At 37.1% G+C, this 26324-nt stretch carries 26 protein-coding genes; 17 read left to right on the top strand and 9 right to left on the bottom strand.

The genetic code is table 11. From position 1 onward, the window contains the following. Positions 1 to 2: 2 nt before the first annotated feature. From M0D58_RS13780 to M0D58_RS13755, 6 genes are all read right to left on the bottom strand, one after another. Positions 3 to 1259: a S8 family peptidase gene (locus M0D58_RS13780; protein WP_248390480.1), complete on the bottom strand. Its 1257-nt coding sequence runs from the start codon at positions 1257 to 1259 to the stop codon at positions 3 to 5. Between the two features lie 9 nt (positions 1260 to 1268). Next, positions 1269 to 1847, bottom strand: a complete 579-nt coding sequence (locus M0D58_RS13775; protein WP_248390450.1) for a hypothetical protein — start codon at positions 1845 to 1847, stop codon at positions 1269 to 1271. After that, complete coding sequence (locus M0D58_RS13770; RefSeq protein ID WP_248390448.1) at positions 1847 to 2566, bottom strand: hypothetical protein; 720 nt, start codon at positions 2564 to 2566, stop codon at positions 1847 to 1849. Before M0D58_RS13770 ends, M0D58_RS13775 begins: the two co-directional genes overlap by 1 nt. 15 nt (positions 2567 to 2581) lie before the next feature. Next, positions 2582 to 3451, bottom strand: coding sequence for a DUF2589 domain-containing protein (locus M0D58_RS13765; RefSeq protein ID WP_248390445.1), 870 nt, complete (start codon positions 3449 to 3451; stop codon positions 2582 to 2584). A gap of 257 nt (positions 3452 to 3708) precedes the next feature. Beyond that, positions 3709 to 4590: an SDR family oxidoreductase gene (locus tag M0D58_RS13760; protein WP_248390443.1), complete on the bottom strand. Its 882-nt coding sequence runs from the start codon at positions 4588 to 4590 to the stop codon at positions 3709 to 3711. 434 nt (positions 4591 to 5024) lie between these two features. Continuing rightward, positions 5025 to 5438, bottom strand: coding sequence for a DUF1573 domain-containing protein (locus M0D58_RS13755; protein WP_248390441.1), 414 nt, complete (start codon positions 5436 to 5438; stop codon positions 5025 to 5027). Between the two features lie 165 nt (positions 5439 to 5603). Here M0D58_RS13755 and M0D58_RS13750 point away from each other — a divergent pair, with 165 nt between their 5' ends. From M0D58_RS13750 to M0D58_RS13730, 5 genes are all read left to right on the top strand, one after another. Beyond that, positions 5604 to 6851 carry a sensor histidine kinase gene (locus M0D58_RS13750; protein ID WP_248390439.1) on the top strand — a complete coding sequence of 416 codons (1248 nt, stop codon included), beginning with the start codon at positions 5604 to 5606 and terminating at the stop codon, positions 6849 to 6851. 12 nt (positions 6852 to 6863) lie between these two features. Then, positions 6864 to 7544, top strand: coding sequence for a response regulator transcription factor (locus M0D58_RS13745; protein WP_248390436.1), 681 nt, complete (start codon positions 6864 to 6866; stop codon positions 7542 to 7544). A 71-nt stretch (positions 7545 to 7615) separates the two neighbouring features. Beyond that, positions 7616 to 9910 carry a GH92 family glycosyl hydrolase gene (locus tag M0D58_RS13740; RefSeq protein ID WP_248390433.1) on the top strand — a complete coding sequence of 765 codons (2295 nt, stop codon included), beginning with the start codon at positions 7616 to 7618 and terminating at the stop codon, positions 9908 to 9910. A 132-nt stretch (positions 9911 to 10042) separates the two neighbouring features. Next, complete coding sequence (locus M0D58_RS13735; protein ID WP_248390430.1) at positions 10043 to 11050, top strand: aldo/keto reductase; 1008 nt, start codon at positions 10043 to 10045, stop codon at positions 11048 to 11050. Between the two features lie 240 nt (positions 11051 to 11290). Further along, the gene (locus M0D58_RS13730) at positions 11291 to 12187 is read left to right on the top strand and encodes a helix-turn-helix domain-containing protein (RefSeq protein ID WP_248390427.1); all 897 of its coding nucleotides are present in this window, start codon (positions 11291 to 11293) and stop codon (positions 12185 to 12187) included. Between the two features lie 37 nt (positions 12188 to 12224). Here the strand turns inward: M0D58_RS13730 and M0D58_RS13725 are convergent, their stop codons facing one another. Beyond that, positions 12225 to 12602 (bottom strand): winged helix-turn-helix transcriptional regulator, encoded by a 378-nt coding sequence (locus tag M0D58_RS13725; RefSeq protein ID WP_248390424.1) that lies wholly within the window; start codon positions 12600 to 12602, stop codon positions 12225 to 12227. A 113-nt stretch (positions 12603 to 12715) separates the two neighbouring features. On the opposite strand from M0D58_RS13725, the gene M0D58_RS13720 reads away from it, so the two are divergent. Then, positions 12716 to 13318 carry an FMN-dependent NADH-azoreductase gene (locus M0D58_RS13720; RefSeq protein WP_248390421.1) on the top strand — a complete coding sequence of 201 codons (603 nt, stop codon included), beginning with the start codon at positions 12716 to 12718 and terminating at the stop codon, positions 13316 to 13318. Positions 13319 to 13444: 126 nt separating this feature from the next. Here the strand turns inward: M0D58_RS13720 and M0D58_RS13715 are convergent, their stop codons facing one another. Continuing rightward, positions 13445 to 14782: a dihydroorotase gene (locus tag M0D58_RS13715; RefSeq protein WP_248390418.1), complete on the bottom strand. Its 1338-nt coding sequence runs from the start codon at positions 14780 to 14782 to the stop codon at positions 13445 to 13447. Between the two features lie 154 nt (positions 14783 to 14936). Between M0D58_RS13715 and M0D58_RS13710 the strand changes: the two genes are divergently transcribed. From M0D58_RS13710 to ribA, 8 genes are all read left to right on the top strand, one after another. Continuing rightward, the gene (locus tag M0D58_RS13710; protein WP_248390415.1) at positions 14937 to 16355 is read left to right on the top strand and encodes a lipopolysaccharide biosynthesis protein; all 1419 of its coding nucleotides are present in this window, start codon (positions 14937 to 14939) and stop codon (positions 16353 to 16355) included. Positions 16356 to 16492: 137 nt separating this feature from the next. Then, positions 16493 to 17509 carry a sugar phosphate nucleotidyltransferase gene (locus tag M0D58_RS13705; protein WP_248390413.1) on the top strand — a complete coding sequence of 339 codons (1017 nt, stop codon included), beginning with the start codon at positions 16493 to 16495 and terminating at the stop codon, positions 17507 to 17509. Between the two features lie 113 nt (positions 17510 to 17622). Beyond that, positions 17623 to 18471, top strand: a complete 849-nt coding sequence (lolB1, locus tag M0D58_RS13700) for a lipoprotein insertase outer membrane protein LolB1 (protein WP_248390410.1) — start codon at positions 17623 to 17625, stop codon at positions 18469 to 18471. Continuing rightward, positions 18468 to 20033, top strand: a complete 1566-nt coding sequence (locus M0D58_RS13695) for a peptidoglycan DD-metalloendopeptidase family protein (RefSeq protein WP_248390407.1) — start codon at positions 18468 to 18470, stop codon at positions 20031 to 20033. Before lolB1 ends, M0D58_RS13695 begins: the two co-directional genes overlap by 4 nt. 29 nt (positions 20034 to 20062) lie before the next feature. After that, positions 20063 to 20269, top strand: a complete 207-nt coding sequence (locus M0D58_RS13690; protein WP_029297620.1) for a twin-arginine translocase TatA/TatE family subunit — start codon at positions 20063 to 20065, stop codon at positions 20267 to 20269. A 15-nt stretch (positions 20270 to 20284) separates the two neighbouring features. After that, positions 20285 to 20899, top strand: a complete 615-nt coding sequence (locus tag M0D58_RS13685; RefSeq protein ID WP_248390405.1) for a DUF4254 domain-containing protein — start codon at positions 20285 to 20287, stop codon at positions 20897 to 20899. Continuing rightward, positions 20896 to 21351 (top strand): hypothetical protein, encoded by a 456-nt coding sequence (locus M0D58_RS13680; RefSeq protein ID WP_248390402.1) that lies wholly within the window; start codon positions 20896 to 20898, stop codon positions 21349 to 21351. The genes M0D58_RS13685 and M0D58_RS13680 overlap by 4 nt, the downstream gene beginning before the upstream one ends. Before the next feature lie 17 nt (positions 21352 to 21368). Further along, a complete protein-coding gene (gene ribA / locus M0D58_RS13675) occupies positions 21369 to 21965 on the top strand; it encodes a GTP cyclohydrolase II (protein WP_248390399.1) in 597 nt (198 codons plus the stop codon). Positions 21966 to 22031: 66 nt separating this feature from the next. Here the strand turns inward: ribA and M0D58_RS13670 are convergent, their stop codons facing one another. Beyond that, on the bottom strand, positions 22032 to 22544 hold the full coding sequence (locus tag M0D58_RS13670) for a hypothetical protein (protein WP_248390396.1): 513 nt from the start codon (positions 22542 to 22544) through the stop codon (positions 22032 to 22034). Between the two features lie 118 nt (positions 22545 to 22662). On the opposite strand from M0D58_RS13670, the gene M0D58_RS13665 reads away from it, so the two are divergent. The 3 genes from M0D58_RS13665 to bshA are packed head-to-tail and all read left to right on the top strand — an operon-like array spanning position 22663 to position 26187. After that, positions 22663 to 24354: a glycoside hydrolase family 3 protein gene (locus M0D58_RS13665; RefSeq protein ID WP_248390394.1), complete on the top strand. Its 1692-nt coding sequence runs from the start codon at positions 22663 to 22665 to the stop codon at positions 24352 to 24354. 15 nt (positions 24355 to 24369) lie between these two features. Beyond that, positions 24370 to 25020, top strand: coding sequence for a hypothetical protein (locus M0D58_RS13660; protein WP_248390391.1), 651 nt, complete (start codon positions 24370 to 24372; stop codon positions 25018 to 25020). 18 nt (positions 25021 to 25038) lie between these two features. After that, positions 25039 to 26187 (top strand): N-acetyl-alpha-D-glucosaminyl L-malate synthase BshA, encoded by a 1149-nt coding sequence (bshA, locus tag M0D58_RS13655; protein WP_248390388.1) that lies wholly within the window; start codon positions 25039 to 25041, stop codon positions 26185 to 26187. Positions 26188 to 26324 lie beyond the last annotated feature (137 nt).

Below are 26324 nucleotides of genomic sequence, written 5' to 3'. Positions count from 1 at the left end.
AATTATGCCTGTATTAATCCGCTACCGATATCCCTGTATTTCAGTCCTTCGATTGGTTTTGCTTTCGTTTCTGCCAGTTCCCAGATTTCTTTTGCCGATTTTTCGGGAAACTGCTCCATGTACAATGCCATCATTCCGGAAACATGAGGCGTTGCCATACTTGTTCCACTCATTGCGTAATAATTGCTGCTTTTATTTTTGGTATTTTTCGGATATGCGCTGATGATGTCTACTCCCGGAGCACAGATATTGACAGAGCCTCCCGTTGCGGGATTCAAGCCTGCATTAGAGAATCTGGCAATCTTCATTTGTCCGTCTATCGCGCCAACTGCCATTATAGATGAAGTATTTGCAGGAGAAGATACCGGCTTTGGGAGTGATGGCCGGCTGCTGTCATTTCCGGCAGCGGCAATAATGATACAGTTATTTTCCAATGCCCTTGCACCTACGGTTTCAAAAAGAGGGGAAGGGAAATCATTTAATTTTACTGCAGAAGCCAATGATAATGATAAAATCCTGAACTGCTTTGTAATAGCCCAGTCTATGGCATCGATTACGCTGCTGGTGGTTCCTTTTCCAGAATCGGAAAGCACTTTGGCAATTTTTAAATTGGCATCTTTGGCAATTCCGTACCGCTTTCCGTTGTCCAGTCTGATATTCCCGGCTGCTATTCCTGCACAATGTGTTCCGTGGCCATTCGGGTCGCGGTCCCAGCTTTCTCCGCTGATGAACGATTTTCCTTCTATTTCTCTTCCTGAAAAATCGGGATGTGACAATTCTATCCCTGTATCCAGAATACAGATATCGATACCCTTACCGGTGTAGAGGGAATTTTCAATACCAAGCGCTTTTAATCCCCATTCCATTCCTATGAGGGATTTTTGCGGCAAAGGTTTATTTGTAATATATTTTTCCAGCTCTGCTATTTTATCGGTGATTTCGGCGGATTGCTTTTTTAGTTCATTGATGATTGATAACTCGTCGGCAGAGAAGAATTCTCTTTCTTTTTCAAAATAAATGATGGGATTAGAATCATTTTTAACGGCACTTTTCAATTGCCCTTCATCCATATTTTCCACGACCAGAACGCCTAAATTTTTATATAGGACACCGTTATCATTATCAATTACCTCGTAAGAACGGTTTTCCGATGAAAGAAATTCTGACGAAGTAATGGTAACCTCAAGTTCATTTTCTACTTTCTTGAGGGATTTTTTCTGCTGATCTTCGAGCACAACAATATATCTTTCTTTTTCCATGGTAGTGGTTTATATTAATTTTAAAAGAACTTTCTCAATGACCAGGAATATATCTTCCGAAATCATGCTGAGTCTCAGTTTTTTGTTAATTCCTAAAATCTGTGTGTTGTGGTTAACAAGTGAATTCCAGAATATTTCAATTTTCGGGATTGTATTGATATCTTTTACTTTGTCTTCATCTAAAAATCCGTTCTGGTATAATGAAACAATAAGTCCTGAAAGGATTTCTTCCGCTTCATCCAGTTTTTTTTGTTCCTTATTGTACATTTCTGTCAATAATCCGTGGACACTTTCCATTGCACTGAATGAAAAACCCCACTGAAGCTCACGTTTTGCATTGGTAATTTTTTCCATCTGAACGGGATTGAACCCTCTTTTGACGGTTGAAATCATATTCATAACCTTCAACACGTCAGATTCGCAGGTGGTATTTCCTTTGGTTTTCAAATATTCTAAAAATTCGTGAAGAAAAGCTTCAAATTGTCCGTCAAAATCGAAAGATTTCGACAGATACAACTCCTGAACTTTATTAAATTTCTGAAAGAGTTCCTGAATTTTCTGTATCGTGTGATGAACAAGTTCCTGCATTATTCAAAAATTATCTGTTCGATTTCTTTACCGTCTTTATCTTTGTAAGACATGATCCTAATACCCTCTTCTTCCATTTCCACATGAAGATTGATGAATAATTTATCTTTATCTTCGGCGGAATTGGTATTCGGGTCAATATAAATGTTGTTCAATTTTGAATTGATCAAACTATACCTGTTCAGAACTTCGGTATAAATTTGTCTCAATGCTGCAGACTCTTCTTCCGTGGAGGTACCTTCTATAGGTCTCTCAACAGGTTTTTGCGGAACGGCAGCGATAGATTTTGCAGTTTGCATCCTGCCTGCAGGAGCCTTCGTTTCATTCTCAATTTTCGGCAGCCTCAAATATTCCAGACCTCCGCCTCTTACGGAATTCAGTAATGTTTTGAAATCTTCCGTCTGAATGTTTTTCGTGGAAATCGGCTGAATATTCATCTGTTTTTCTTTGTTGACCGTATAAATTCGTTCGTTGACATCGCGAATTAATTTGAGTTCATTTATCGGAAAATTCCTGTCGGCATCGGCATCAATATCGGTGATTTTAATAGGAATATCCATTTTCACACTGGGAAGCGAATATCTCGGAACTTTAAAATATTTTAAGTACTCGTGCTGAGCATACTCTTTTGCTATGGCAACTGCATTTTCGTCTGCTTTTTTACGAGCCTGAATTATCTCATTATTGAGATAATCCAGGTAATCTGATAATTTAATCATGATCTCGTAAAAGTTTTATTGTGCAAGTAATCCCAGAACTTTTTCCAGTCCTGCAGGCATTTCGTCATTAGTAGCTTTCACTTTTACCCCAAGAGAATATTCTTTTTCCACTTTAATTCCCGTGCTGGAAGTTCTCTTGTAAGATACATCGACGTTGAATTTTACCGGACCAAAACCTCCCGAAGCACCTGCTTTAATTCCGAATTCATCGCTTACGTCTTTGGTGTAGGTAGAATTTAATTTCACATTAAAATCTACATCACAGGTTTCGATTCTGAAGCTCGGCACATTTAGTAAAGCAATGAAAGGAACGGAAATTTCCACATCCTGCTCAATGGTAGCGTCTACATTCGGGGTTTCTTCTTCGTTTTTATATTCAGGATTCGGGACATGTTTTTTGTATTTGAATTCTGCCATACGAAGTTTGTTTTCCTCTCCGTCTTTTTCAAAACCAACCTGCTGAATGAAGTTCACCGTGCTGATAGCTGCGTTGGACTGTGCTTTAACACATGCGTCAAGCGGCCCGCCAATAATTTTTGCAAAATCAATGCTTCCCAGCTCTGCGGCAAAGTCTGCACTTTCAGCACCTGATGTTTTGAACACATGGTCATCAGCAGCTATTTTTCCTGCAATCATTTTCATTACTTCCGATGAAACTGCGGCAAAAGATTTTTCCCATTTCTCATCGTAATTTTTTTTGAAGTCATCAATAATGCTTATTAATTCTTTGTTTGATAAAGAAGCCAGTTCGGATGTTTCAATTCCCGAAACTTTTTCGTACACTGCAGGCGTTAATGATTTTTCCAGTCCTGTTAAAAGGTCAATTAATTCGTTTTTTGATTTTTTGGTGTGGTTTGCTTCCAACACCGACTTTAATGTTTCCATGTTTTTGAATTTGTTTTAGTAAAAATTTCTACTGCAAATTTATCTCGCTCAAGAGTGAACTATCTCAGTAATTCAACGAAACTTCAACCGTAGAATCCCCCAAATAAAAAAAGTAGATTCCCGATAGAGAATCTACTTTACTTTTACCTAAAGCTTTTTACCTTCATTTAACCGCAAAAGAAAAAAGCTATTTTTAACCTTACTAATGAATATGCTAACTTACAATCAAATCTTTGTGATTCTAGTAAGACCTAAAATTAATTTGATTTTTTTGCCTTAATCATTGCTTCCAGGGCATCCCACATTTCCTGCGGAATATCCTCCAGCATGTTAAACTCTCCCGCTCCCTGAAGCCATTCACCACCATCAATGGTTACCACTTCTCCGTTTACGTATGCGGAATAATCCGAAACCAGATACGCCGCAAGATTGGCCAATTCCTGATGTTCTCCTACTCTTCTTAGCGGAACTTTTTTTCTCATGTCGAATTTTTCCTGCAGATCTCCCGGAAGCAACCTGTCCCAGGCTCCTTTTGTAGGAAATGGTCCCGGAGCAATCGCATTGAAACGGATTCCGTATTTTGCCCACTCCACCGCTAAAGATCTTGTCATCGCCAACACGCCTGCTTTGGCACAGGCGGACGGAACAACATACGCTGAACCTGTCCAGGAATAGGTGGTTACGATATTCAGAACGGTTCCGGGTGTTTTGGAATTGATCCAGTGTTTCCCGACAGAAAGGGTACAATTTTTTGTGCCTTTTAAAACAATATCCAGGATGGAATCGAAGGCTGAATGCGTCAGCCTTTCTGTAGGAGAAATAAAATTTCCGGCTGCATTATTCAATAAGATATCAATTTTTCCAAACTCTTTTAAAGCAGCTTCTTTCATTGCTTCCACCTCATCCCAGTTTCTAACATCACATGCCACGCTGAGAACTTTTCCACCGGTTTCGTCTTCCAGTTCTTTGGCTGTCGCCTGTAATTTTTCAAGATTTCTGGAAGTAATTACCACTTTTGCACCTAACTGAAGAAAATATTTTGTCATGGCTTTTCCAAGACCGCTTCCGCCACCGGTAATGATGGCTACTTTGTCTTTTAAGGCATCTTCGCGTAACATGGGTTGTGTATATAAGTTCATATTGTTTATTTTTCTTAAAAATACTAAATATTGAATTGCCGTTCTTTAAAATAACCCAAGAAATAATGCACTAAATAATTATTTTATTTTACCGCAAAAGAATTGACGATGAAACAATTCAAAAGGTTACAAAAATTCAGAGGAAGATGATTATCTATTTCCTGGAAAAAATAAATTTTTTTTGAATGCCTGAAATTGAAATGATGACTTCGATCCTAGCCCGGATTGCAGCTTTGTCTGAGCTCATTTTACTATTTTCGGCGGCGCGGCTTCGCGCCGCCGAAAATAGTAAAATAGCGAGTGCGGAAAGCCGGAAAAGCTTCAAATAGAATAATATAACTTTCGCTGTATTTATAAAGCTCCTAAAAATAAAACAGCGTAACCAGTAATGATCACGCCGTTTTTTATATTGAACAAGATTAAATTAATAGAAATTAAGATGCAACAACCGTGCCTTTGAAAGAAAGCGTTTTAGGAGTTTTGCTGTCGCTGGTGGTAACATTTACCGTCTTCATGAAGGGACCTGCACTTGCAGCATTATAACTCGCTTCTACGAATCCTTTTTTTCCGGGAAGAATAGGAGTTTTGGTGTAGTCTGCCGTTGTGCATCCGCAAGATGGCGCCACATTTTCAATGACAATAGGTTTTTTGGATGTATTGGTGAATTCAAATCGGATCACTTTAGGTTTTCCCTGAGGAATATTTCCTACATCAATAGATTCTGATTTCCATTTAATGGCATCTGCAAGTACTTTAACAACGGGATTGCTGTCAGCAGGAAAAACTCCCGCATAGAATGGAGAAAATGCCAACACTGCTAAAAGAGCTGTAATTTTTAATTTTTTCATGATATAAAATTTTATTAATTGTTACAAGAAACGTATTATGTCTTTTGATATAGCAAATGTAAAGGTGATAACAAGTTTTGCGTGTTAACCGGTTTCAAACATTTGTTAATGAGTTGTTAATAGCCAAAGATAAATAAATATTTTTGGATAATATTGTTTGATAAAATGGAAATAAAAAAACTCAATATTATCATTACCCTCGGATTTGTGGCAATTATCGGGATCTTAATTGCCCAGCTGATGTGGACCCGGCAGGCGTATAATCTTGAAGATAAAAAATTTAATCAGACCGTGAACATTGCCCTGCTCGAAGTGGTAGAAAAATTGTCCGGTGGAAAAACGTCTTTCAGCGAAAGTCCGGTACAGAATATTTCCAATGATTATTATGTGGTAAACATTAATAATGAATTTCATCCTGAATTACTGGAATATTATCTTAAGACCGAATTTAATCGCTTCCAGATCAACACCGATTATGTGTATGCACTGTACAATTGTCACAGCGATCAGATGCTTTACGGGAAATTCGTCTCGAAGCATCAGGAAAGCCCAAACGAGAAGATCATTAAATTTCCTAAACACAAAAATCTCGTTTATTACTTTTCTATCCGTTTTCCTGATAAAACGACGTACCTTATCAGCTCATTGCGTTTTTGGTACGTGCTCACTTTTGCATTAATCATTATTCTTTTAGTATATGTTTATTCGATCTACACCATTATCCAGCAGAAAAAATTTGCAGAGCTGCAAAGGGATTTCATTAATAATATGACGCATGAATTCAAAACACCACTTTCTTCCATATTGCTGGCTTCAGAAGCATTAACCAAACAGGATATCGTAAAAGACAATCCTAAATTGCAGACTTATACCTCAATTATTACCGATCAAAGCTATAAACTTAACCGACATATTGAAAAGATATTAAATATTGCCAAGAATGACGCTTCAGGGTTATCTTTAAAGCCGCAAAGAATTGTGTTGCTTCCTTTTATCCAGGAAATCATTGATAATATAAAGCAAAAAAACGAAGATCTTTCCGTGCAAATAGATATTGAGAGCAATCTATCCATCGTTGCCGATGAGTTTCACTTTACCAATATCGTTTATAATATTTTAGATAACTCTATAAAATACTGCGGTACCAAACCCGTCATTTTTATTTCTTCATTAAAAGACTCAAAAGCATTATATTTAAAGTTTAAAGATAACGGAATTGGGATTCCTGCTAAAAACATTCCTCATATATTTGATAAATTTTACAGAGTGAATACCCCAAAAAGCGATGAAGTGAATGGTTTCGGGCTAGGTTTATTTTACGTGAAAAAAGTTGTCCAGCAGCATAACTGGAAAATTTCGGTTGAAAATAACGCCGATAAAGGAATCACCATTACCCTTACTCTGCCACTTTAATATTTGAAAGAGATGGAAAAATCTAAAATTCTGTATGCCGAAGATGATGAAACGATTGCCTTCCTGATTCAGGACAGCCTGGAAAATCATTACAACATTTCATGTTATCGTGATGGGAAATCAGCACTTGAGGCATTTAATAAAGAGACTTTTGACATCTGTCTTCTTGATATCATGATGCCCGAACTTAACGGCTTTGAACTGGCAGAACGGATCCGTGAGAAAAACACTGAGATTCCAATTATTTTCATATCCGCAAAAGCGCTGAAAGAGGACCGAATCAAAGGATTAAAAATCGGGGCCGATGATTATCTGGTAAAACCTTTCAGCATTGAGGAATTGATTCTGAAAATCGAAGTTTTCCTGAGGCGCTCTAAGAAAACGAATGCTTTTCCATCAAAATTCAAAGTAGGAAAATATACTTTTGATCCTAAAAACTATACGTTGCAGGACGCCCAAAACATGATTACCCTTACCCAAAGAGAATCTGATCTGCTGTTTTATTTTATCCGTAATAAAAATACCGTCCTGAAAAGACAGGACATTCTGAAAGCCATCTGGGGCGATGATGATTATTTCATGGGCCGAAGTCTGGATGTATTCATTTCCAGATTGAGAAAAGTATTGGCAGAAGAAGAAAATATTGTCATTGAAAATCTGCATGGTATTGGCTTTCGTTTTTCTGAAAAATAATTGATTAATCAAAAACCATAAATCATTATCATTCGATTTTATCTAAATTTATGCATCGAAAAAATTCTTGCATGAAAAATCCCGGAACTTTTGTTTTTATTCTTTTGCTTTTCGGCGCATTTACCAATGCCCAAAAATCTGAAAAATTAATACAATTTGTTAATCCTCTGATCGGTACAGAAAAAATGGGCCATACCTATCCCGGAGCCACTGCACCCTTCGGAGCCGTTCAGCTAAGTCCGGAAACCGACACTATTGCTTATGAACTCAATGGGAAATATAATGGCGAAGTCTATAAATACTGCGCCGGTTATCGTTACGAAGATAAAACCATCGTAGGGTTTAGCTCGACCCATTTCAGCGGAACAGGACATTCAGACTTGGGAGATTTTTTAATAATGCCGACTATCGGGAAGTTACAGTTGAATCCCGGAACTGCAGACCATCCTGAAAATGGCTACAGAAGCCGATTTTCCCATAAGGACGAAAAAGCAGAAGCCGGCTATTACAAAGTAAAACTGGAGGATCATAATATTTTAGCCGAATTAACCTCAACAACAAGAGTTGGTGTCCATCGATACACTTTTCCGAAGTCGGATCAGGCGCATATTATTTTTGATCTGATGTCCGGAATCTATAATTATGAAGGAAAAAATATCTGGACTTATGTTCGGGTAGAAAACGAAAACACTGTTACCGGCTATCGTCAGACCAACGGCTGGGCAAGAACGAGAACCGTTTATTTTGCCATGAAATTCTCAAAGCCTTTCAAATCTTACGGACAGAAGAATTATGATGGGAAGCAGGTTTATAATGGCTTTTGGAGAAAATTCGACCAGACTAAAAATTTCCCCGAAATCGCAGGAAAAAACCTGAAAATGTATTTCGATTTCGATACGGAAGAAAATGAAGCCATTGAAATTAAATTAGCCATTTCACCGGTAAGCCAGGCCAATGCCCTTGAAAATTTAGAAAAAGAAGCCGGAAATTTATCTTTTGATCAGGTAAAAGCACAAACCCAGGAAATATGGAATAATGAGCTTAATAAAATAGTCATTAAAGGTTCAGATACTGAGAAAACGAATTTTTATACGGCAATGTACCATACTTTTATCAATCCGACCACGTATATGGATGTAAACGGAGAATACAAAGGTTTGGATCAAAATATTCACCGGGTAGAAAGCTTCACCAATTATACTACTTTTTCCCTTTGGGATACCTATCGTGCACTACATCCCTTTTTTAATATCATCCAGCCAAAAAGAAACGGCGATATGGTGAAATCTATGATGGTGCATTACGATCAGTTTTCTATGAAAATGCTTCCGATATGGTCACATTACGCTAATGACAACTGGTGTATGAGCGGCTATCACAGCGTAAGCGTTGTCGCAGATGCCATTATTAAAGGAAATTATGACGGTGACGCAAAAGCAGCCCTATCAGCCTGTGTTGCTACAGCTAACAAAAGAGATTATGAAGGCATCGGGCAATATATTGATTTAGGATATATTCCTTCGGAAAAAAACGGAACTTCGGTTTCCAACACGCTGGAATATGCTTATGACGACTGGGCAATCGCACAACTGGCGAAACATTTAGGCGAAACAGAACTTTATAATCAGTTCATCAAACGCTCCGAAAACTGGAAAAATAATTTTGATAAAAGTAATGGATTCATGCGTCCCCGCCTTGCAGACGGAAGTTTTAAAAAAGATTTTAGTCCGCTGAGTACGCACGGACAGGGCTTCATTGAAGGAAATTCGTGGAATTATACTTTTTTTGTACCGCAAAATCCGGGTGAATTAATTCAGCTTATGGGTGGCAAGAAAAAATTTGCCTCCAAGCTGGATGAATTGTTCACCATGCATTTGCCTGACGAGTTTTTTGCAGATACAGAGGACATTACAAGAGAAGGCATTATCGGAGGCTACGTCCACGGAAACGAACCGGCACATCACGTGGCTTATCTTTATAATTGGGCAGGACAGCCCTGGAAAACCCAGGCGCAGATCAGAAGAATTCTTGAAATGCAATATAAAGCAACTCCAGATGGATTAGGTGGGAACGACGATGCGGGACAAATGAGCGCCTGGTATATTTTGAGTTCGCTTGGATTTTATCCTGTTGCTCCGGGTTCGGAAGAGTATGCCATTGGAAGTCCGGCAATCGACCATGCGATTTTGAATTTAGAAAACGGAAAAACTTTTGAGATCGAAGCGATTAATCAAAGTCCAAAAAATGTGTATGTTCAAAAAATCCTGTTGAATGGTAAGGAAATTAAAAACTTTACATTAAAACATTCGGATATCATAAATGGTGGGAAATTGAATTTTTATATGGGTTCGAAACCAAAGAAATAGCTTTTAAACACTATTTTCAATGATAAATGAGATTAAATTCTGCTCATCTGTAATTTGCATACGACAATCAGCGTTTTGCATACATCAGGTTCTTAATTTCTCTTCAATTTTGTATCAATAAAAATCAACAATATGAAATTGAATCAGGTAAAATTAGGAAGCCAGGGACTCATCATCCCGAATATTGGTTTAGGATGTATGGGAATGACAGGATTTGGAGATGCCAATATGTATGGTCCTGCAGATGAAGCAGAAGCTATTGCCACCATTCACCGTTCTTTGGAACTGGGCGGAAATTTTCTGGACACGGCAGATCTGTACGGTCCTTTTAAAAACGAGCAGCTTATTGCAAAAGCAATTGAAGGCAATCGGGACCAATATATCATCGCCACCAAATTTGGTTGGGAAATTGATGACAACGAACAGATTACCTGGAAAATCAACGGAAGTAAAGACTATGTTAAAAAATCTGTTGAACGCTCACTCAAAAATCTGAAAACCGATTACATCGACCTGTATTATATGCACCGACTGGATAAGAATGTTCCGGTAGAAGAAACGGTTGGCGCCATGAGCGATCTGGTAAAAGAAGGTAAAATCGGTTATATTGGTTTATCCGAAGTATCTTCTGAAACCGTAAAGAAAGCACATGCTATTCATCCGATCTCGGCAGTTCAGAGCGAATATTCTTTGTTTGAAAGAACCGTTGAAGAAAAAGGCGTCATCAAAACACTGAATGAATTGGGAATTGGTTTTGTAGCTTATTCACCGTTGGGAAGAGGATTTTTATCCGGACAGATTCGTTCCATTGATGATTTGCCGGAAAATGATTTCCGAAGAGGAATTCCAAGATTTCAGGGACAGTATTTTCATAAAAATATTGAGCTGGTGGAAGCAATTGAAGCCATGGCAAAAGAAAAAGGAATTACGTCTTCTCAACTCGCTCTGGCGTGGATCATCAGCAAAGGAATTGTTCCGATCCCGGGAACGAAACGCAGAAAATATCTTGAACAGAATATTGAAGCAGCAAGCATTCAGTTAAGCGAATCTGATATTGAGAAGCTTGAAAGTATTGTGCCGTTGGGAACGGATACGGGAGCGACATACGATGAATTCGGGATGGGACTCTTAGATTATTAGTATTTTCTTTTCAAAAGTTAAATCTTTAAAGTAAAATTCGTAATAATTCAAGCCTAACAGGTTTTTGAAACCTGTTAGGTTTATAAGTAGTACTTTTATGCGCCCCGGCTTGAACGGAGCTCTTTTTGCGCAACGAAGTGAAGCAAAAAAGCGGGAGTGGAAGACGGAAAAAGGCGCCCAAATCCAAGACGGTTTGAAGAATCCAAATAATTGTTACCTTTACTATTATAAACCTTAAGTATGAACACCATACAATCTATTTCCCATTTTCACAGACTTTTGTCGTTACCGGAACCGAAACATCCAATGGTAAGCGTTATTAACCTTTCAGAAAGTATTTTTATCGAAGATGAAGTATGGAAAGGTTTTGTGAGCCATTATTACTGTGTAGCCCTGAAACGAAACGCTACAGGAAAAATAAAATACGGACAACAGCATTACGATTATGATAAAGGGGTGTTGAGTTTTACAGCGCCCAACCAAGTTCAATATCTGGATCTGCAGACGATGGATTGCAAAAACACAGGTTACCTGTTGATTTTCCACGAAGATTTTCTTCTGAAACATTCCCTAGCAAAAACCATTTCTTCCTACGGATTTTTCTCTTACGCCGTTAATGAAGCGCTGCATCTCTCTGAAGACGAAGAAAATGATTTGCTTGAAATCTTATTTAAGATTGATAAAGAATGCCAGCACATCGATCATCATACCCAGGAAATTATTCTGTCGCAAATTGAGTTATTGCTGAATTATTCCAAACGATTTTATGAAAGACAGTTTATTACCCGAAAAAGTGGAAATCATCATCTTCTGGCAAAATTTGAAGCTTTTCTGAATGATTATTTTAATGATAATTCAGCTGAAAAAGAACTGCTTACTGTTCAGCAAATCGCAGAAGCCATGAATCTTTCGCCCAATTACCTGAGCGATCTTTTGAGGGTTCATACCGGGCAAAATACGCAACAGCATATTCACGAAAAGTTGATCAGCAAAGCAAAAGAGAAACTCTCAACAACAGAGCTTTCGATAAGTGAAATTGCCTATGAGCTGGGATTTGAGCATGCGCAGTCATTCAGTACGCTTTTTAAAAAGAAAACGAAGATGTCTCCTTTGGAATTCAGACAATCTTTTAATTAGTTATAAACAAAACAGACTTTACGAAACATTCCGCGAATTAAAGCATTTCTTCCTTAATTTTTCGTTTATGCGTTTTTCCCCATTGTGACAGCGACATGATCACAGGCTTTAAAGTATGGCTATAATCTGTTGATATATACTCTACTACAACAGGCATCTGTTCGGCATGCACCACCCTTTTTACAAATCCGTTCAGTTCCAGATCTTTGAGCTCGTTCGATAAAACCCTTGCGGAAATACCGGGAATAAGTCTTTGTAACTCATTAAAACGAACATTTCCCATTTCCTGCAGAACAATAATGATTTTGAGCTTCCATTTTCCTGCGATCACATATAATGCATCTTCCACCGCAGCAAGATTTTCACTGCACGCAGCCTTACATCCATTTTTACAGACCTGATCCTGATTTTCCATATGATTAAAAATTAACAACTAATAAAAAGGTTAGTACTAACCTTTTGTTCACTACTTACTTTTCATAAGCAAATGTACATAATTTTGTTGAAGAAATTTTAATCATTCAAAAAATGAAAAACGTACTTCATATTATTTCAAGTCCGAGAACCAATGGTTCGGCAAGCAGAACACTGGGAAACGCCATTGAAGAAAAATTGCAGGAAACGTATCCTGAACATTCCATAACAACATTGGATCTGCTGAAAAACCCTTTCCCTCATTTGGGCGAAGAGCAGGTAGATTCCTGGTTTATTCCGGCTGAAAACAGAACACCGGAACAAAACGCAGCAGTAAAACGCTCGGATGACGCAATTGCACAATTGCAGGCGTCAGATATCATCATCATTTCTGTTCCTATTTATAATTTTGGAATCCCTTCTGTTTTAAAAGCTTATATTGATCATATTGCACGAGGCGGAATGACTTTCCGATACTCCGAAAACGGATTTGAAGGTCTGGTGAAAAATAAAAAAGTGTATATCGCAGTAGCGAGTGGCTCTATTTTTTCAGAAGGCGATTATCAGGCTTATGATTTTGTAGTACCTTATCTGAAAAGCGTGCTTGGGTTTATCGGGATTACCGACATCAGTGTTTTCCGGGCGGAAGGCCTGGGTCTTCCTGTTATCCAGGATACAGCTTTATCAAAAGGAATTGAAAGTATTGTAATTGCCTGAGTTCAGTCACCAACTTTAATATAATAGAAAAGCATTGATCTTATTTGCAATATTAATGCTGAAAGATTATTACGATTACGGGCGGGCTAAAGCCCGCCCGTAATCGTAATATTAATTTAAACCTTTTTATTCCTGAACTTCAAAAAGCAGTCGCTCCCCGAATTTCTGTTCATTAATCTTTCCGTTTTCGTAAACTAAATTTCCATTTACAAAAGTATGGGTTACCTTAGAATGGAAACTCATTCCTTCCAACGGACTCCAACCACATTTGTAAAGGATATTTTCTTTTTCTACTGTCCAGTTCTCATTCAGATCTACTAAAACCAAATCAGCTTTATACCCCTCTCTGATGAAACCTCTTCTTTCAATTCTGAATAAAATTGCCGGATTATGAGCCATTTTTTCAACGATTCTCTCTAAAGAAATCTTTCCGTTTTTATAATTTTCAAGCATCACCACCAAAGAATGCTGCACCAAAGGCGCTCCAGAAGGACATTTTGTGTAAACATTCTGTTTTTCTTCCCAAGTATGAGGCGCATGGTCAGTGGCAACCACATCAATTCTGTCATCAAGCAACGCTTCCCAGAGTCCGTCTTTATCGTGTTGGGTTTTTACAGCCGGGTTCCATTTGATGAGCGAACCTCTTGTTTCATAATCCTCATTGGTGAAAGTCAAATGATGAACACAAACTTCCGCCGTGATTTTTTTATCTTTTAATGGAATATCGTTTCGGAAAAGCTCCAATTCTTTCGCCGTTGACAAATGGAAAACGTGCAGCCTCGCTCCTGTTTTTTTTGCCAACTCGACAGCTTTTGAAGAAGATTTATAACAGGCTTCTTCACTTCTGATCAAATGGTGGAATTTCACCGGAATATCTTCTCCGTACTGATCAATGTATTGTTGCGTATTGGCTCTGATGGTTGCTTCATCTTCACAGTGAACGGCAATCAGCATTTTCGTATTGCTGAAAATATTTTCCAGTGTTTCCGGATTATCAACCAGCATATTTCCTGTAGAAGAACCTAAAAATAATTTGACTCCCGGAACGTTTCTCGGATTGGTCTTTAAGATTTCTTCGAGATTATCATTTGTCCCTCCCATCATAAAACCGTAGTTGGCATATGATTTCTGAGAAGCAATTTCATATTTATCCGCTAATAATTCCTGGGTTACGGCATTGGGAACCGTATTAGGCTGTTCTATAAAGCTGGTGGTTCCACCTGCAACAGCTGCTCGGGATTCACTTTCAATATCACCTTTATGCGTAAGGCCAGGCTCACGGAAATGCACCTGGTCATCAATAACTCCCGGTAAAAGATACTTTCCAAAACCATCAATTGTCTCATCTGCCTGTTCTGAAATATTAGTATCTATTTTGGAAATTATATCGTTTTCTATTAAAATATCGCCTTCAAATATTTTTCCTTCATTAACGATTTTTACATTTTTGATTAAGGTCCTCATTTTTACTTTTAAATTAAGTGGTGGTAAATTATCCAACTTTGTCAAAGTTCAGAAATTTCACAAAGTTTTTCAAAATTAAGGTTTATGAATGAATTTAATATCGTCAATAAAAAATCAATTTCTAAATATTTACATTTGCATAAAATTTCAGATTTTGAAGAAACTCCTCAACGAAACAATTATCTACGGAATTGGCGCTATTATGCCGAGGATCATTGTTGTACTGTTAAACTATCTCTTTATAAAAAATATTGATAACAGTTCGTTTGCCATTTTCACCAATTTATATGCACTGATATCTTTTGTTAATATCGTGTTATCTTTTGGTTTTGAAACGGCTTATTTCAGGTTTTCATCCGATAAAGATAATGAACAGAAGGTTTTCAATACTTCTTTCTGGTTTTTAACAGGTTTATCAACTGTTTTTCTGGTGTTGGTATTGCTGTTTAATCAGCCCATTGCCAATGTTTTCGGATATTCTGAAACGCCGGAGTTTATTCGCTGGTTTGCATGGATTGCATTCTTTGACAATATTCTTGTAATCCCGCTGGCCTGGTTCAGATTTCACAACAGACCGATAAAATATACTGCTGTAAGAGTGATTCAGGCTGTCTTCCAGAGTGCTTTTGCTATTGCATTATTTCTTTATATTCCGCAGGAATTCAGTTTAAAATTAGGCTTAAAGGAAAAAGTTTCGTATCCGTTTTACAGCAATCTTGCGGCGAGCTTTTTAGGGGTCATATTGGTCTTACCGGTTATCCTGAAGGTGAAGCTGCAGTTTTCAAAAGAACTCTTCTTCCAGATGCTAAAATATTCTTGGCCGATTATGATTGCCGGACTCGCCTTCATGGTGAATGAAAACTTCGATAAATTCATCCAGAAATTTATCATTGATGACGGTGATGCAGGAGCATATGGCGGATGTTATAAAATGGCCGTTTTAATGACACTTTTCGTTACGGCATACCGAATGGGAATTGAACCGTTTTTCTTTAAACAGATGAACAATGAAAATGCAAAGAAAACCTATGCAAAAGTAACCGAATATTTCTCTTTTTTCGCATCTGTAGTTGCTTTGGGAATCATTGCCAACGTATCCTGGCTTAAGCTTTTACTGGTGCCCAACAGTTCATACTGGGTTGCCATTAACATCATTCCTATTATTGTTATTGCTAATCTTTTTTTCGGGATATATTACAATCTTTCCACGTGGTACAAAGTAACTGACAGAACGAGAGTTGGAACCTATATTTCCTGGATAGGGGCCATTATAACAATCGTTTTGAATCTCTTTTTACTAAGGCAATATGGTTTTATGGTTTCGGCCTGGATCACATTAGGTGCTTATTTTACCATGATGGTCTTATCTTATTTTTTAGGTCAGAAATACTATCCTATTCCTTACAGAATGAAGAAAATTTCCTTTTTCGTTATGCTTTTGGCTGTATTCAGCTATATTATCGTAGAATTTTTTGATTATAATCTTTGGATCGGAAACTTATTATTCATCATTTATGCAGGCATATTGATGTATTCTGAAAAAGAGATGCTTCTTTCAAAAATCAGAAAATAAATTTGGTCTTTAATTTGCTGCGTATGGTTTCTGTTTTAATATTATGCAAAACTCCTGAGATTATACCACAAACATAGTTTTATTGCTATCTTTATAAAAAATTATAACCTAATAAAAAAAACATACTAATATAATTTATGAAAATTATCGTTCCTATGGCTGGACGTGGTTCCAGATTACGCCCACATACTCTTACCGTTCCGAAACCTTTGATTCCGATTGCCGGAAAACCTATCGTTCAAAGGCTGGTAGAAGACATCGCCAAAGTCGCAGGAGAAGAAATTGAAGAAGTTGCTTTCATCATTGGAGATTTTGGCCCCGAGATTGAAAAATCCCTTATCCATATTGCTGAAAAACTGGGAGCGAAAGGAAGTATTTATTACCAGACCGATCCTCTTGGCACTGCTCATGCGATCAAATGTGCAGAGCAATCAATGAGCGATAATATTGTGATCGCTTTTGCCGATACTCTTTTCCGTGCAGATTTTATTCTGGATAAAAATTCGGATGGTGTAATCTGGGTAAAAAGCGTAGAAGATCCTTCAGCTTTCGGAGTTGTAAAATTAGACAACTACGGGTTTATTACAGATTTTGTTGAAAAGCCACAGACTTTTGTTTCAGATCTTGCCATTATCGGGATTTACTATTTCAACAGTGCTGAAAAACTGATGGATGAAATCAATTATCTAATGGATAACGACATCAAAAATGGTGGAGAATATCAGCTTACCACAGCCCTGGAGAATCTCCGCGCAAAAGGAGCGAAATTTACCTTAGGAAAGGTAAACGATTGGATGGACTGCGGAAATAAAAACGCTACCGTAGAAACCAACAGTAAAATTCTCGCCTACGAACAAGAAGCAATGGCCCAATATCCGGCTTCAGCACAAATCGAAAATTCACTGATTATTCCGCCGTGTTTTATTGGTGAAAATGTCAAAATCTCCAACTCAAAAGTTGGTCCCGGAGTTTCATTAGGAAATAACACGGTAGTGGTTAATTCTAATATTGAAAACTCTCTGATTCAGGAAAATACACAAATCAATCACGGAAACCTATCGAATTCTATGATTGGGAATTCTGCGCAGTATTTCGGGGTGTCGAGAGAAATTTCCTTGGGAGATTATTCCGTTCTTGATTTCTTATCGAAATAATTCTGTCAAAATAGATAATTCAACGCAAATAAGTATCTTCAGACCACACAAAATGTTTTGTGTGGTTTGGCGTTAATATTGCAACGTAATTTTATAAATTGAAAGGTAAATACATGAAAAACTGGATCATAGTACTCTTATTGCTTTTTGCTGTAACATCCTGTAAAACGAGAAATGCAGGCAGAAAAGCCAATAAAAATATAAAAACCGACAGTACGTTTGTACTGGAAACCGACCAGAATCCGAGAGATGTGAATGAACCCATCAGAAATAAACTTCCGTTTTTCGAACATGTAGTTCCTCCGCCACAGTTTGAGCAGATTAAAATCAGCAGTAAAGTAAATGTAGAAACCGGAAGCTTTATCCCAACCCTTGATGCTACAATATATATTGAAAAAGACAAAAAAGTATGGATGAATCTTCAGGCATTTATCATTACAGTAGCCCGGGGAATTGCTACTCCGGAAGGAATAAAAGGGCAGGATAAAACCAGTAAAACGTATATTGATTCCGATTTCGAGTACCTTAATAACCTCCTGAATGTTAATTTCATCGACTATAAATCTTTAGAGAAAATTTTACTGGGAAGGACTTTTGTTAAAATAAACGACTCGCAGTTTACCCTTACCCAAAATTCCAAGGGGTTTAAAATGGCATCCAACGTTAATCAGAAAATAGAGACCGAAGGAAGAACCAGAGAATATAAAATCGTCCTTGATTACGACACCAATTATGATTTGCTGAACGTTAATCTTAAAGACGTTTTATCTCCTGATGAGCTTAATGTTTCCTACAGTAATTGGGAAGAAATCAATGGAATCAGATTGCCTAAAAATGTTAAAATAATTATAAAAGGCTCAAAAAACAGTCAGATTTTACTGGAAAATACGAAATTTGACTTTTCGAGGATGGATACACCTTATTCTGTACCATCCAGTTATAAGAAAATTGAGATTAAATGATTAAAAAATTTAGCTTTTTAATAAGTATTTTACTGTTCGGACTGCACTATGGACAAGGTGGTAAAAAAGAACAATTGCAAAAACAAAATGCTGAACTTAAAAAACAAATTGCTCAGATAAATACAGATTTAGCAAAAACAAGAAATGAATCAAAACTTTCTATAGCTTATCTTGAAAATGTTAATAAAAAGTTGATGTTGAGAGAAAAGGTTTATAACAACACTCAGAAAGAAAAGAGATTTATTGAAGATGAAATCTACCTTCGTCAGCTTGAAATTAACCGCCAGAACAGAGAGCTTAAAATCCTTAGGGAAAATTACGCCAAAGTTTTGGTGAATGCCTATAAAAATAAGGGCGTCCAAAATAAAGTAACTTTTATTCTTTCTGCTAAAAACCTGGGTGAGGCAATAAGAAGGGTTCAGTATTTAAAACAATATTCCGATTATCAGGATAAAAAAGCGGCGGAAATCACCAACGCTGCAACTAAAATTAAAAAATCTATCGCCCAGAAACAGAATTCTGTAAAAGAAAAAGCAAATCTTCTTGTCAATCAGCAGAAAGATTTAACAACGATTAATGCGGAAAGATCTCAAAAAGAACAGCTGGTAGCAGAATTTAAGAAAAACGAATCCAAACTTACGTCAGAGCTCAGACAAAAACAGGCACAATCAAAAGCATTGGAAGGGCAGATCAGATCAATTATAGCAGAAGAAATCAGAATTGCCAAAGCAGAGGAAGAAACAAGAAAAAAAGCCGAAGCTGAAAAAATTCGTCTTGCCAAAATTGCTGCCGAAAGAGAAAAAGCCAGAATTGAAGCTGAAAATAAAGCCCGTGCAGAAGCACTTGAAAAAGAAAGACGGGCAGCAGAAACTGAAGCAAGAAAAGCATCCGAGCTGGCGGCAAAAAGAGCCGAAGAAGAGAGAAAACGAAATGAAGATGCTGCAAGATCAGAGGCTACAGCAAGAGATGAAGCCAGAAAAATAGCTGCTAAAAAAGCGTCTGACGAAGCAGCTGCGAAAGCAAAAGAAGCCTCCGATAAACTGATTGCAGCAAGAGCCGCAGAAGCAGCTCTGGCGAAAAAGAATGAGGATGATAAAAAAGCTGCGGAAACAAAAGCAATGACCAATTATGGCGTAACAACTGTTGCAGGAAGCAATTTTGCAGATAATAGAGGAAGATTGGGCTATCCGGCTGATAAAATAGGACAGATTACCCACCGATTCGGAAGACATCCCCATCCGGTATTTAAAAATATTGACGAGGAGAACAACGGTATTAAAATTTCAGTACCGTCCGGAACGCGGGCAAAATCGGTATTTCCAGGAACTGTTTCTTCAGTATTGGCCAATAGTGACGGAACGAAAACTGTTATCCTGAAACACGGGAATTATTTCACCATTTATTCTAATCTCGGAAGTGTTAGTGTTTCCAAAGGCCAGCAGGTTTCGGCAGGAACTCCGGTAGGAGTAATAGGACAGGATTTTGATGGAACTTATACCCTTGATTTCCAGGTATGGAACGGAAGCACACCTGTTGATCCTTTAGGTTGGGTTTCTTATTAAAAAAGATTAACTTTGTAAAAAATTTAGCAATGAATACATTAACAATATTGTCATTATCTTGGCAACACATTCTGATCGTAGCCATCATTCTTCTTTTACTTTTCGGAGGTAAAAAAATCCCTGAATTAATGAGAGGAGTTGGTTCCGGTATTAAAGAATTTAAAGATGCAGTAAAGGAAGAAGACAAGCCTGGTTCTGAAAACAAAACCACAAACAACAATCCTTCAAGCAACTAAAAAATTCTATAACCGATGAATTTTACAGAGACCGCATGGAAAGTCTTCAACAAATCTATTGAAGATTATCACGTGTCTGATGACGTTAACACTCTAATTAATAATCCGTTCGAAAAAGACACTTTGGAACGAATTTTGTATGCAAAAAACTGGATTGATACCGTTCAATGGCATTTGGAAGATATAATTAGAGATGAAAATATTGATCCGGCTGAAGCGCTTCAACTTAAAAGGGCGATAGATGCATCCAATCAGAAAAGAACTGATCTGGTAGAATTTATAGACAGCTGGTTTCTTAAAAAGTATGAAAGTGTAATTCCTAAACCTGAAGCAAAAATCAATACTGAAACTATCGCATGGGCGGTAGACAGATTATCAATTCTCGCACTCAAGGTTTATCATATGTCGTTAGAGGCAAACAGAGATTCGGCTTCCGAAGAACACAGAGCCAACTGTAAGGCAAAATTAGATGTTCTTCTTGCACAGCATGAAGATCTTTCAACTTCTATTAATCAGTTGCTTACTGATATTGAGAACGGTGATGTTAAGATGAAAGTGTACAAACAGATGAAAATGTACAACGATGAAAGTCTTAACCCAGTCCTGTATCAAAAGGGGCAACAAAAATGAAACGATCACTTTTTTTTGGGGTATTACTAATTATAACATCTTGTGCAACGGAAAAACAAAACTTTTCTCCGTTGTCTACCGGCTTTTATAGCGAAACCAAAGGATCAGATTCCGATAAAGGAACAAAAAACAGCATTGATATTAATGTAAAAAGTAATGTAAATGCTTCCGAAATTTCCAATCTGATCGCCACTTTTCCCAAATTCAAAAATACAGCTTTAAATAGCGAAATCATTACTTTGAAATACAGCCTGCAAAACTATCTTTATGCGATAGATGCGGATAATCTGAGCGGGAAAAATAAAGCTTTAAAAGACTTTGAAAAATCTTATAAAAAAGTTCAGAAGCTGAGAACAAGTCTTAACAAGGATGATAATGAAATCCTGAACCGGTATCTGGTAAGATTAAAAACCAATGTTTCTGCAATTGAAGATTATATTAAAGCAAATTAAACTAACTAAGGGTATCAATGATTAAAATTCAGGCGGAGTCCAATGTTCCTACGGAATATGGTACTTTCCGAATGATTGCTTTATCCGAAAATGAGAATGACTGGATGCCTCACATGGCTATTGTCGCAGATAAAACAGATTTTTCAAAACCTGTAAACGTGCGTTTCCATTCAGAATGTATTACCGGAGAAGTTTTCCATTCAAAAAAATGCGAATGTGGGCAGCAATTGGATGCAGCCATGAAATATATCCATGAAAATGGAGGAGTTATTATCTACCTTCGCCAGGAAGGCAGAAATATCGGGATCATTAACAAGTTAAAAGCATATTCTTTACAGGAAAAAGGATTTGACACAGTAGAAGCCAATCTAAAGCTGGGACTCCCTGCAGATGACAGAAACTTCGGTGTTGCTATTGAAATTCTTAATTTATTGGATATAAAAGATATTAATCTGCTTACCAATAATCCTGAAAAGGTAAAATATGTAGAAGAAAGCAATATCCATCTTAATTCCAGAATTCCTTTACAAATTCCCGCCAATGAAATCAGCAGAGGTTATTTGCAGACAAAGAAAGATTATTTTGGCCATTTGTTGGATGAAAATGATAAATAAAAAGCAAAGCTCCGGAAATTAATTCCGGAGCTTTTTTGTAATTATAAAAAACTGAAAAGATATGTCTTAATTAACTTTGATTGTCGTTATTTTAGACTCATCAAGGTTATAATATTTCACTACCGCATTATAATCACTTGTATCAACTGCTGATGCACCTTTCGCAGGGCTTGCAGGAACCAAAACTACTCTGAACGTCTGGCTCGTAAGATACTGTGATACCTCAGAAGAAGTCATTGTTGTCTGATCAAAATTGGCTTCAGTATAAATTTCCACATTTTGAGAATCAAACAAAGCATTGTAATCGAGCTCTCTTCCACCTGACAAATAATAGGTCTTCGGAATTAACTGCCATGCATTACTTGCTGCAGGATCTCTTCTGTATATTAATACAACATCTGTATTTTGTATATTAATCGGAACTGTAAAGGAATATCCGTTTGCATTGGTAAAGCTTCCACTTACATCCCTCATTTTAGGGTAAGTATCGCCGTCTCCCACAACGTTATCATTATCATCACAGCTGAATATAAATAAGCTTACAAAAGCTAACAGCAAAATTGGAAGATATTTTTTCATTTTATAAAAGTTTAATTGTTCTTGTTATTTATAAAGCGTATTCAAATCATATACCAAAAAACTTAAAAACATTGTTTTCATCATCTTTTTAATTGTATTTTTGTTATTATTCAAAATTATGAAGAAACTGGTCTGTACATCAATCTTTATTATCTCATTATTCAGCCCAAAAATTGCGGCACAATATGTCCCTAAAAACCTTTCCAGGGAAGATATAAAAAAAGCTAATCATTGGGTTGATAAAACATACAAAAATCTTTCACAGGATGAAAAGCTCGGACAGCTTTTTATCATTGCATTATACACCAATAAAGGTGAAAATGAGATCAATACCGTACGGAATATTGTTGTAAATGAAAAGATCGGCGGTCTTATCCTGATGCAGGATGACGCGGCAAGAGAAATCAATCTGGTTAATGAATTCCAGCAAAAATCCAAAATTCCCTTAATGATCGGGATGGATGCGGAATGGGGATTGTACCAGAGAATTGCTGCCGCACACAAATTTCCCTGGGCCATGACCCTGGGAGCTATTCAGGATAAAAATCTGATCCGCCAGATGTCTGCCAAAATAGCAGAAGACTGCCAAAGAATGGGAATCAACTGGGATTTTGCTCCCGTTGTTGACGTAAACACCAATCCTGACAACCCGATTATCGGCAACAGAAGCTTCGGATCTGAAGTGGGCAACGTTATCCGGTCTGCATCTGCTTATGCCAGCGGTCTTCAGGACAATACTATTCTGGCGGCCATAAAACATTTCCCGGGACATGGTGATACCAGCACAGATTCTCACCTGGATCTTCCGGTAATCTCCCACAACCTTGACAGGCTTAATACCGTTGAACTTGCTCCTTTTAAAGCATTAATGAAAGAAGGCATCGGAGGCGTAATGGTTGCCCATTTATATGTTCCTACTTTAGAATCAGGAAAAGGAATTCCTGCTTCGGTTTCAAAAAATATTATTACCGGTCTGCTGAAAGAAAAATTAGGTTATAAAGGACTCATTATTACCGATGCATTAAATATGGGTGCAGTGGCCAGCAAATATAAACCGGGCGAACTGGATGCGATGGCTTTTAAGGCCGGAAATGATATTATGCTTTTCTCCCAGGGTGTTGCAGAAGGAAAAAAACTTATTCAGAAAGCAATTGATAATGGCGAAATTTCGCAGTCAAGGGTTGAAGAAAGTGTAAAGAAAATCCTTCTGACAAAATATTTCTTAGGCTTGGATAAGTACAGCCCGAAAAATCCTGAAAACATCAATTCAGATTTAAACAATGATTCTCATAAAACATTGGTTCAGAATTTATATGCAAATGCTTTAACATTATTGAAAGATGATAAAAAATTGCTTCCCCTGAAAGGAAATACAGTCTATTATATTCCTCTGGAGGAGGCACCTTATCAAACTTTTGTTAATGAAATGGGTTCTGAATTGATAATTAAAAAAGCAAATGAGATCAGTACAATTCCTGCGAATTCTACAGTGATTATAGGGTTGCATAAGGACAATTCCACAGCATACAAATCTTACAAAATTTCAGAGGCATCAAAAAAGATATTATATGAATTATCAAAAAATCAAAATGTTATACTGAATGTTTTCGGAAGCGCTTACGCCCTTAAAGATATTGACCTTTCAAATATTTCTACAGTCTTAGTTTCTTATGAAAACAACGATGATTCTATGACTGCTACAGCCAATGCACTGAAAGGAAAAACAAAAATAGGCGGCAGGCTACCTGTTTTAGTAAATGATAAACTGAAAGCAGGAATGGGAATTGATCTGAATGATTCACAAAAATAAATCCTATTAAAGCAGATGATATCAAAAATTATTAAACTTTTACTTTTTTTAGCTGTTGCAGGTTCCTTCACCGTAAAAGCTCAGCAATTTGATGCCACTCTCTACTTTTTAGATGGAAGCAAAAGAACAGGAAAAGCAGATATAGTGTCTAATGAAGAAAACAAATTGGCCTTCATAGAAAATGGTTCTAAAAAGAAAGAAAAAATTAAGGTTAGCTTATTAGATAAAGTTGAATATATTAATCCTAAAAACAATCTCCCTGTTACAGCAGAATATAGAGAGCTTATTTATTACTTTTTATCTGATAAACCAAAATCGGATTATGGATGGATCAGAAAAATATCAACTTCGGGAGAAATCTCAACATATGTAGCATATTCTTATGATGGAGGAGTAAGAGACAGTTATCATTATATTGTAAAACCTTCTGAATTGACCAATTTCTTTTTCCAGTACAAAAATGAAAAACCACATTTGATTTATTTTGATAATAGTATGTGGACACCAAATAAAAAACAGGTTATGAGGAGATTGATTAAAAATTTTTTCACAGATATCTGTCCGAAACTTGTAAGTGATTTTAATGATGGAAAAATTCAGATTAAAAATAATGATGTTAAAGTTCTTATAGATTATTATGAAAAGAACTGCAGAACAAATAATTAAGAAATACCGACAAAATAAATGAAAATAGGCATACTTTGCTATCCCACCTACGGAGGAAGCGGAATTGTAGCAACAGAACTGGGAATGTCGCTTGCCAACAAAGGTTATGAAGTTCACTTCATCAGCAATGCACTTCCGGCGAGATTGGATATTACCAATCCGAATATTTTCTTTCACAGGGTAAATGTGCAGACCTATCCCCTGTTCCAGTATCAGCCTTATGACATTGCACTGAGCTCAATGATCTACCGTGTTGTAAATCTCTATAAGCTGGATCTTCTTCATGCCCATTATGCTATTCCTTATGCTTATGCCGCATTTACCGCAAAGCAGATGCTGAAGGAAGATGATAATGACATTCCGCTGGTTACTACCCTTCACGGTACTGATATCACACTGGTTGGGCAGCATCCGAGCTACAAACATGCTGTAGAATTTTCCATTAATCAGTCTGATGCGATCACTTCCGTATCCGAAAGCTTAAAAAAAGACACTCTTCAGTTTTTCAATATTAAAAAAGAAATTCAGGTGATTACCAATTTTATTGATAATTCTGAATTTGATGAACCTAGTGACTGTCAAAGGACACAATTTGCAAATCCTGATGAAAAGATCCTGATCCACGTTTCCAACTTACGACCTGTAAAAAGGGTGGATGAAGTGCTTCAGATATTCAAAAGTGTACAGAAAAAGGTAAAATCGAAATTAATCATTATCGGGGAAGGGCCGGATATGGAGAAGGTTAATCAGTTCCTTGAGGAAAATCCTGACCTAATCTCAAAAATCCGTTTGCTTGGAAAGGTAAACGACCTGTACCGAATTCTTCAGTTATCCGATGTCTTTTTACTGCCTTCGGAACAGGAAAGTTTCGGTCTTGCCGCACTGGAAGCGATGGCTGCCTATACACCGGTTATAAGTTCCAACGCGGGAGGAATTCCGGAAGTGAACATCCAGGGTGAAACCGGATTTTTAGCGGAAATCGGAAACGTGGAAGCCATGAGCAACTATACCATTAAACTGCTGAGCAATGAAGAACTTTTAATTGAAATGAAGAAAAATGCGAAAGAACAGGCCATTAAATTCGATCTGAAAAACATTCTTCCTATCTATGAGGAAATGTATAGAACGACTATTGAAAAATTTAAAAATGAACTAACTAAAGTATAGGGTTTTAGAATCTAAAATACAGGCTGCATTTTTGGTAATGCAGCCTTTTTTGTTTGATGTTATCAATTAAACGTTAAGATTTTTATAAGGTTTAGAGAGAGTTAATAAAATATCTTTAATATTCCATATGAATTAAT

The sequence above is a fragment of the Chryseobacterium nepalense genome, assembly GCF_023195755.1.
Lineage (GTDB): Bacteria > Bacteroidota > Bacteroidia > Flavobacteriales > Weeksellaceae > Chryseobacterium > Chryseobacterium nepalense.
Note: the sequence above shows the minus strand (reverse complement) of the source record. Positions and strands in the feature narration are given on the sequence as shown.

What these genes read in the sequence shown, in the direction of transcription:
- M0D58_RS13705 (WP_248390413.1), top strand. Translation starts at nt 16,493, where the DNA reads ATGAAAATTATCGTTCCTATGGCTGGACGTGGTTCCAGATTACGCCCA.
- M0D58_RS13680 (WP_248390402.1), top strand. Translation starts at nt 20,896, where the DNA reads ATGAAACGATCACTTTTTTTTGGGGTATTACTAATTATAACATCTTGT.
- M0D58_RS13745 (WP_248390436.1), top strand. Translation starts at nt 6,864, where the DNA reads ATGGAAAAATCTAAAATTCTGTATGCCGAAGATGATGAAACGATTGCC.
- M0D58_RS13775 (WP_248390450.1), bottom strand. Translation starts at nt 1,847, where the DNA reads ATGCAGGAACTTGTTCATCACACGATACAGAAAATTCAGGAACTCTTT.
- M0D58_RS13740 (WP_248390433.1), top strand. Translation starts at nt 7,616, where the DNA reads ATGAAAAATCCCGGAACTTTTGTTTTTATTCTTTTGCTTTTCGGCGCA.
- M0D58_RS13750 (WP_248390439.1), top strand. Translation starts at nt 5,604, where the DNA reads ATGGAAATAAAAAAACTCAATATTATCATTACCCTCGGATTTGTGGCA.
- M0D58_RS13780 (WP_248390480.1), bottom strand. Translation starts at nt 1,259, where the DNA reads ATGGAAAAAGAAAGATATATTGTTGTGCTCGAAGATCAGCAGAAAAAA.
- M0D58_RS13690 (WP_029297620.1), top strand. Translation starts at nt 20,063, where the DNA reads ATGAATACATTAACAATATTGTCATTATCTTGGCAACACATTCTGATC.
- M0D58_RS13755 (WP_248390441.1), bottom strand. Translation starts at nt 5,438, where the DNA reads ATGAAAAAATTAAAAATTACAGCTCTTTTAGCAGTGTTGGCATTTTCT.
- M0D58_RS13770 (WP_248390448.1), bottom strand. Translation starts at nt 2,566, where the DNA reads ATGATTAAATTATCAGATTACCTGGATTATCTCAATAATGAGATAATT.
- ribA (WP_248390399.1), top strand. Translation starts at nt 21,369, where the DNA reads ATGATTAAAATTCAGGCGGAGTCCAATGTTCCTACGGAATATGGTACT.
- M0D58_RS13760 (WP_248390443.1), bottom strand. Translation starts at nt 4,590, where the DNA reads ATGAACTTATATACACAACCCATGTTACGCGAAGATGCCTTAAAAGAC.
- M0D58_RS13685 (WP_248390405.1), top strand. Translation starts at nt 20,285, where the DNA reads ATGAATTTTACAGAGACCGCATGGAAAGTCTTCAACAAATCTATTGAA.
- M0D58_RS13735 (WP_248390430.1), top strand. Translation starts at nt 10,043, where the DNA reads ATGAAATTGAATCAGGTAAAATTAGGAAGCCAGGGACTCATCATCCCG.
- M0D58_RS13765 (WP_248390445.1), bottom strand. Translation starts at nt 3,451, where the DNA reads ATGGAAACATTAAAGTCGGTGTTGGAAGCAAACCACACCAAAAAATCA.
- M0D58_RS13715 (WP_248390418.1), bottom strand. Translation starts at nt 14,782, where the DNA reads ATGAGGACCTTAATCAAAAATGTAAAAATCGTTAATGAAGGAAAAATA.
- lolB1 (WP_248390410.1), top strand. Translation starts at nt 17,623, where the DNA reads ATGAAAAACTGGATCATAGTACTCTTATTGCTTTTTGCTGTAACATCC.
- M0D58_RS13665 (WP_248390394.1), top strand. Translation starts at nt 22,663, where the DNA reads ATGAAGAAACTGGTCTGTACATCAATCTTTATTATCTCATTATTCAGC.
- M0D58_RS13695 (WP_248390407.1), top strand. Translation starts at nt 18,468, where the DNA reads ATGATTAAAAAATTTAGCTTTTTAATAAGTATTTTACTGTTCGGACTG.
- bshA (WP_248390388.1), top strand. Translation starts at nt 25,039, where the DNA reads ATGAAAATAGGCATACTTTGCTATCCCACCTACGGAGGAAGCGGAATT.
- M0D58_RS13660 (WP_248390391.1), top strand. Translation starts at nt 24,370, where the DNA reads ATGATATCAAAAATTATTAAACTTTTACTTTTTTTAGCTGTTGCAGGT.
- M0D58_RS13670 (WP_248390396.1), bottom strand. Translation starts at nt 22,544, where the DNA reads ATGAAAAAATATCTTCCAATTTTGCTGTTAGCTTTTGTAAGCTTATTT.
- M0D58_RS13730 (WP_248390427.1), top strand. Translation starts at nt 11,291, where the DNA reads ATGAACACCATACAATCTATTTCCCATTTTCACAGACTTTTGTCGTTA.
- M0D58_RS13725 (WP_248390424.1), bottom strand. Translation starts at nt 12,602, where the DNA reads ATGGAAAATCAGGATCAGGTCTGTAAAAATGGATGTAAGGCTGCGTGC.
- M0D58_RS13720 (WP_248390421.1), top strand. Translation starts at nt 12,716, where the DNA reads ATGAAAAACGTACTTCATATTATTTCAAGTCCGAGAACCAATGGTTCG.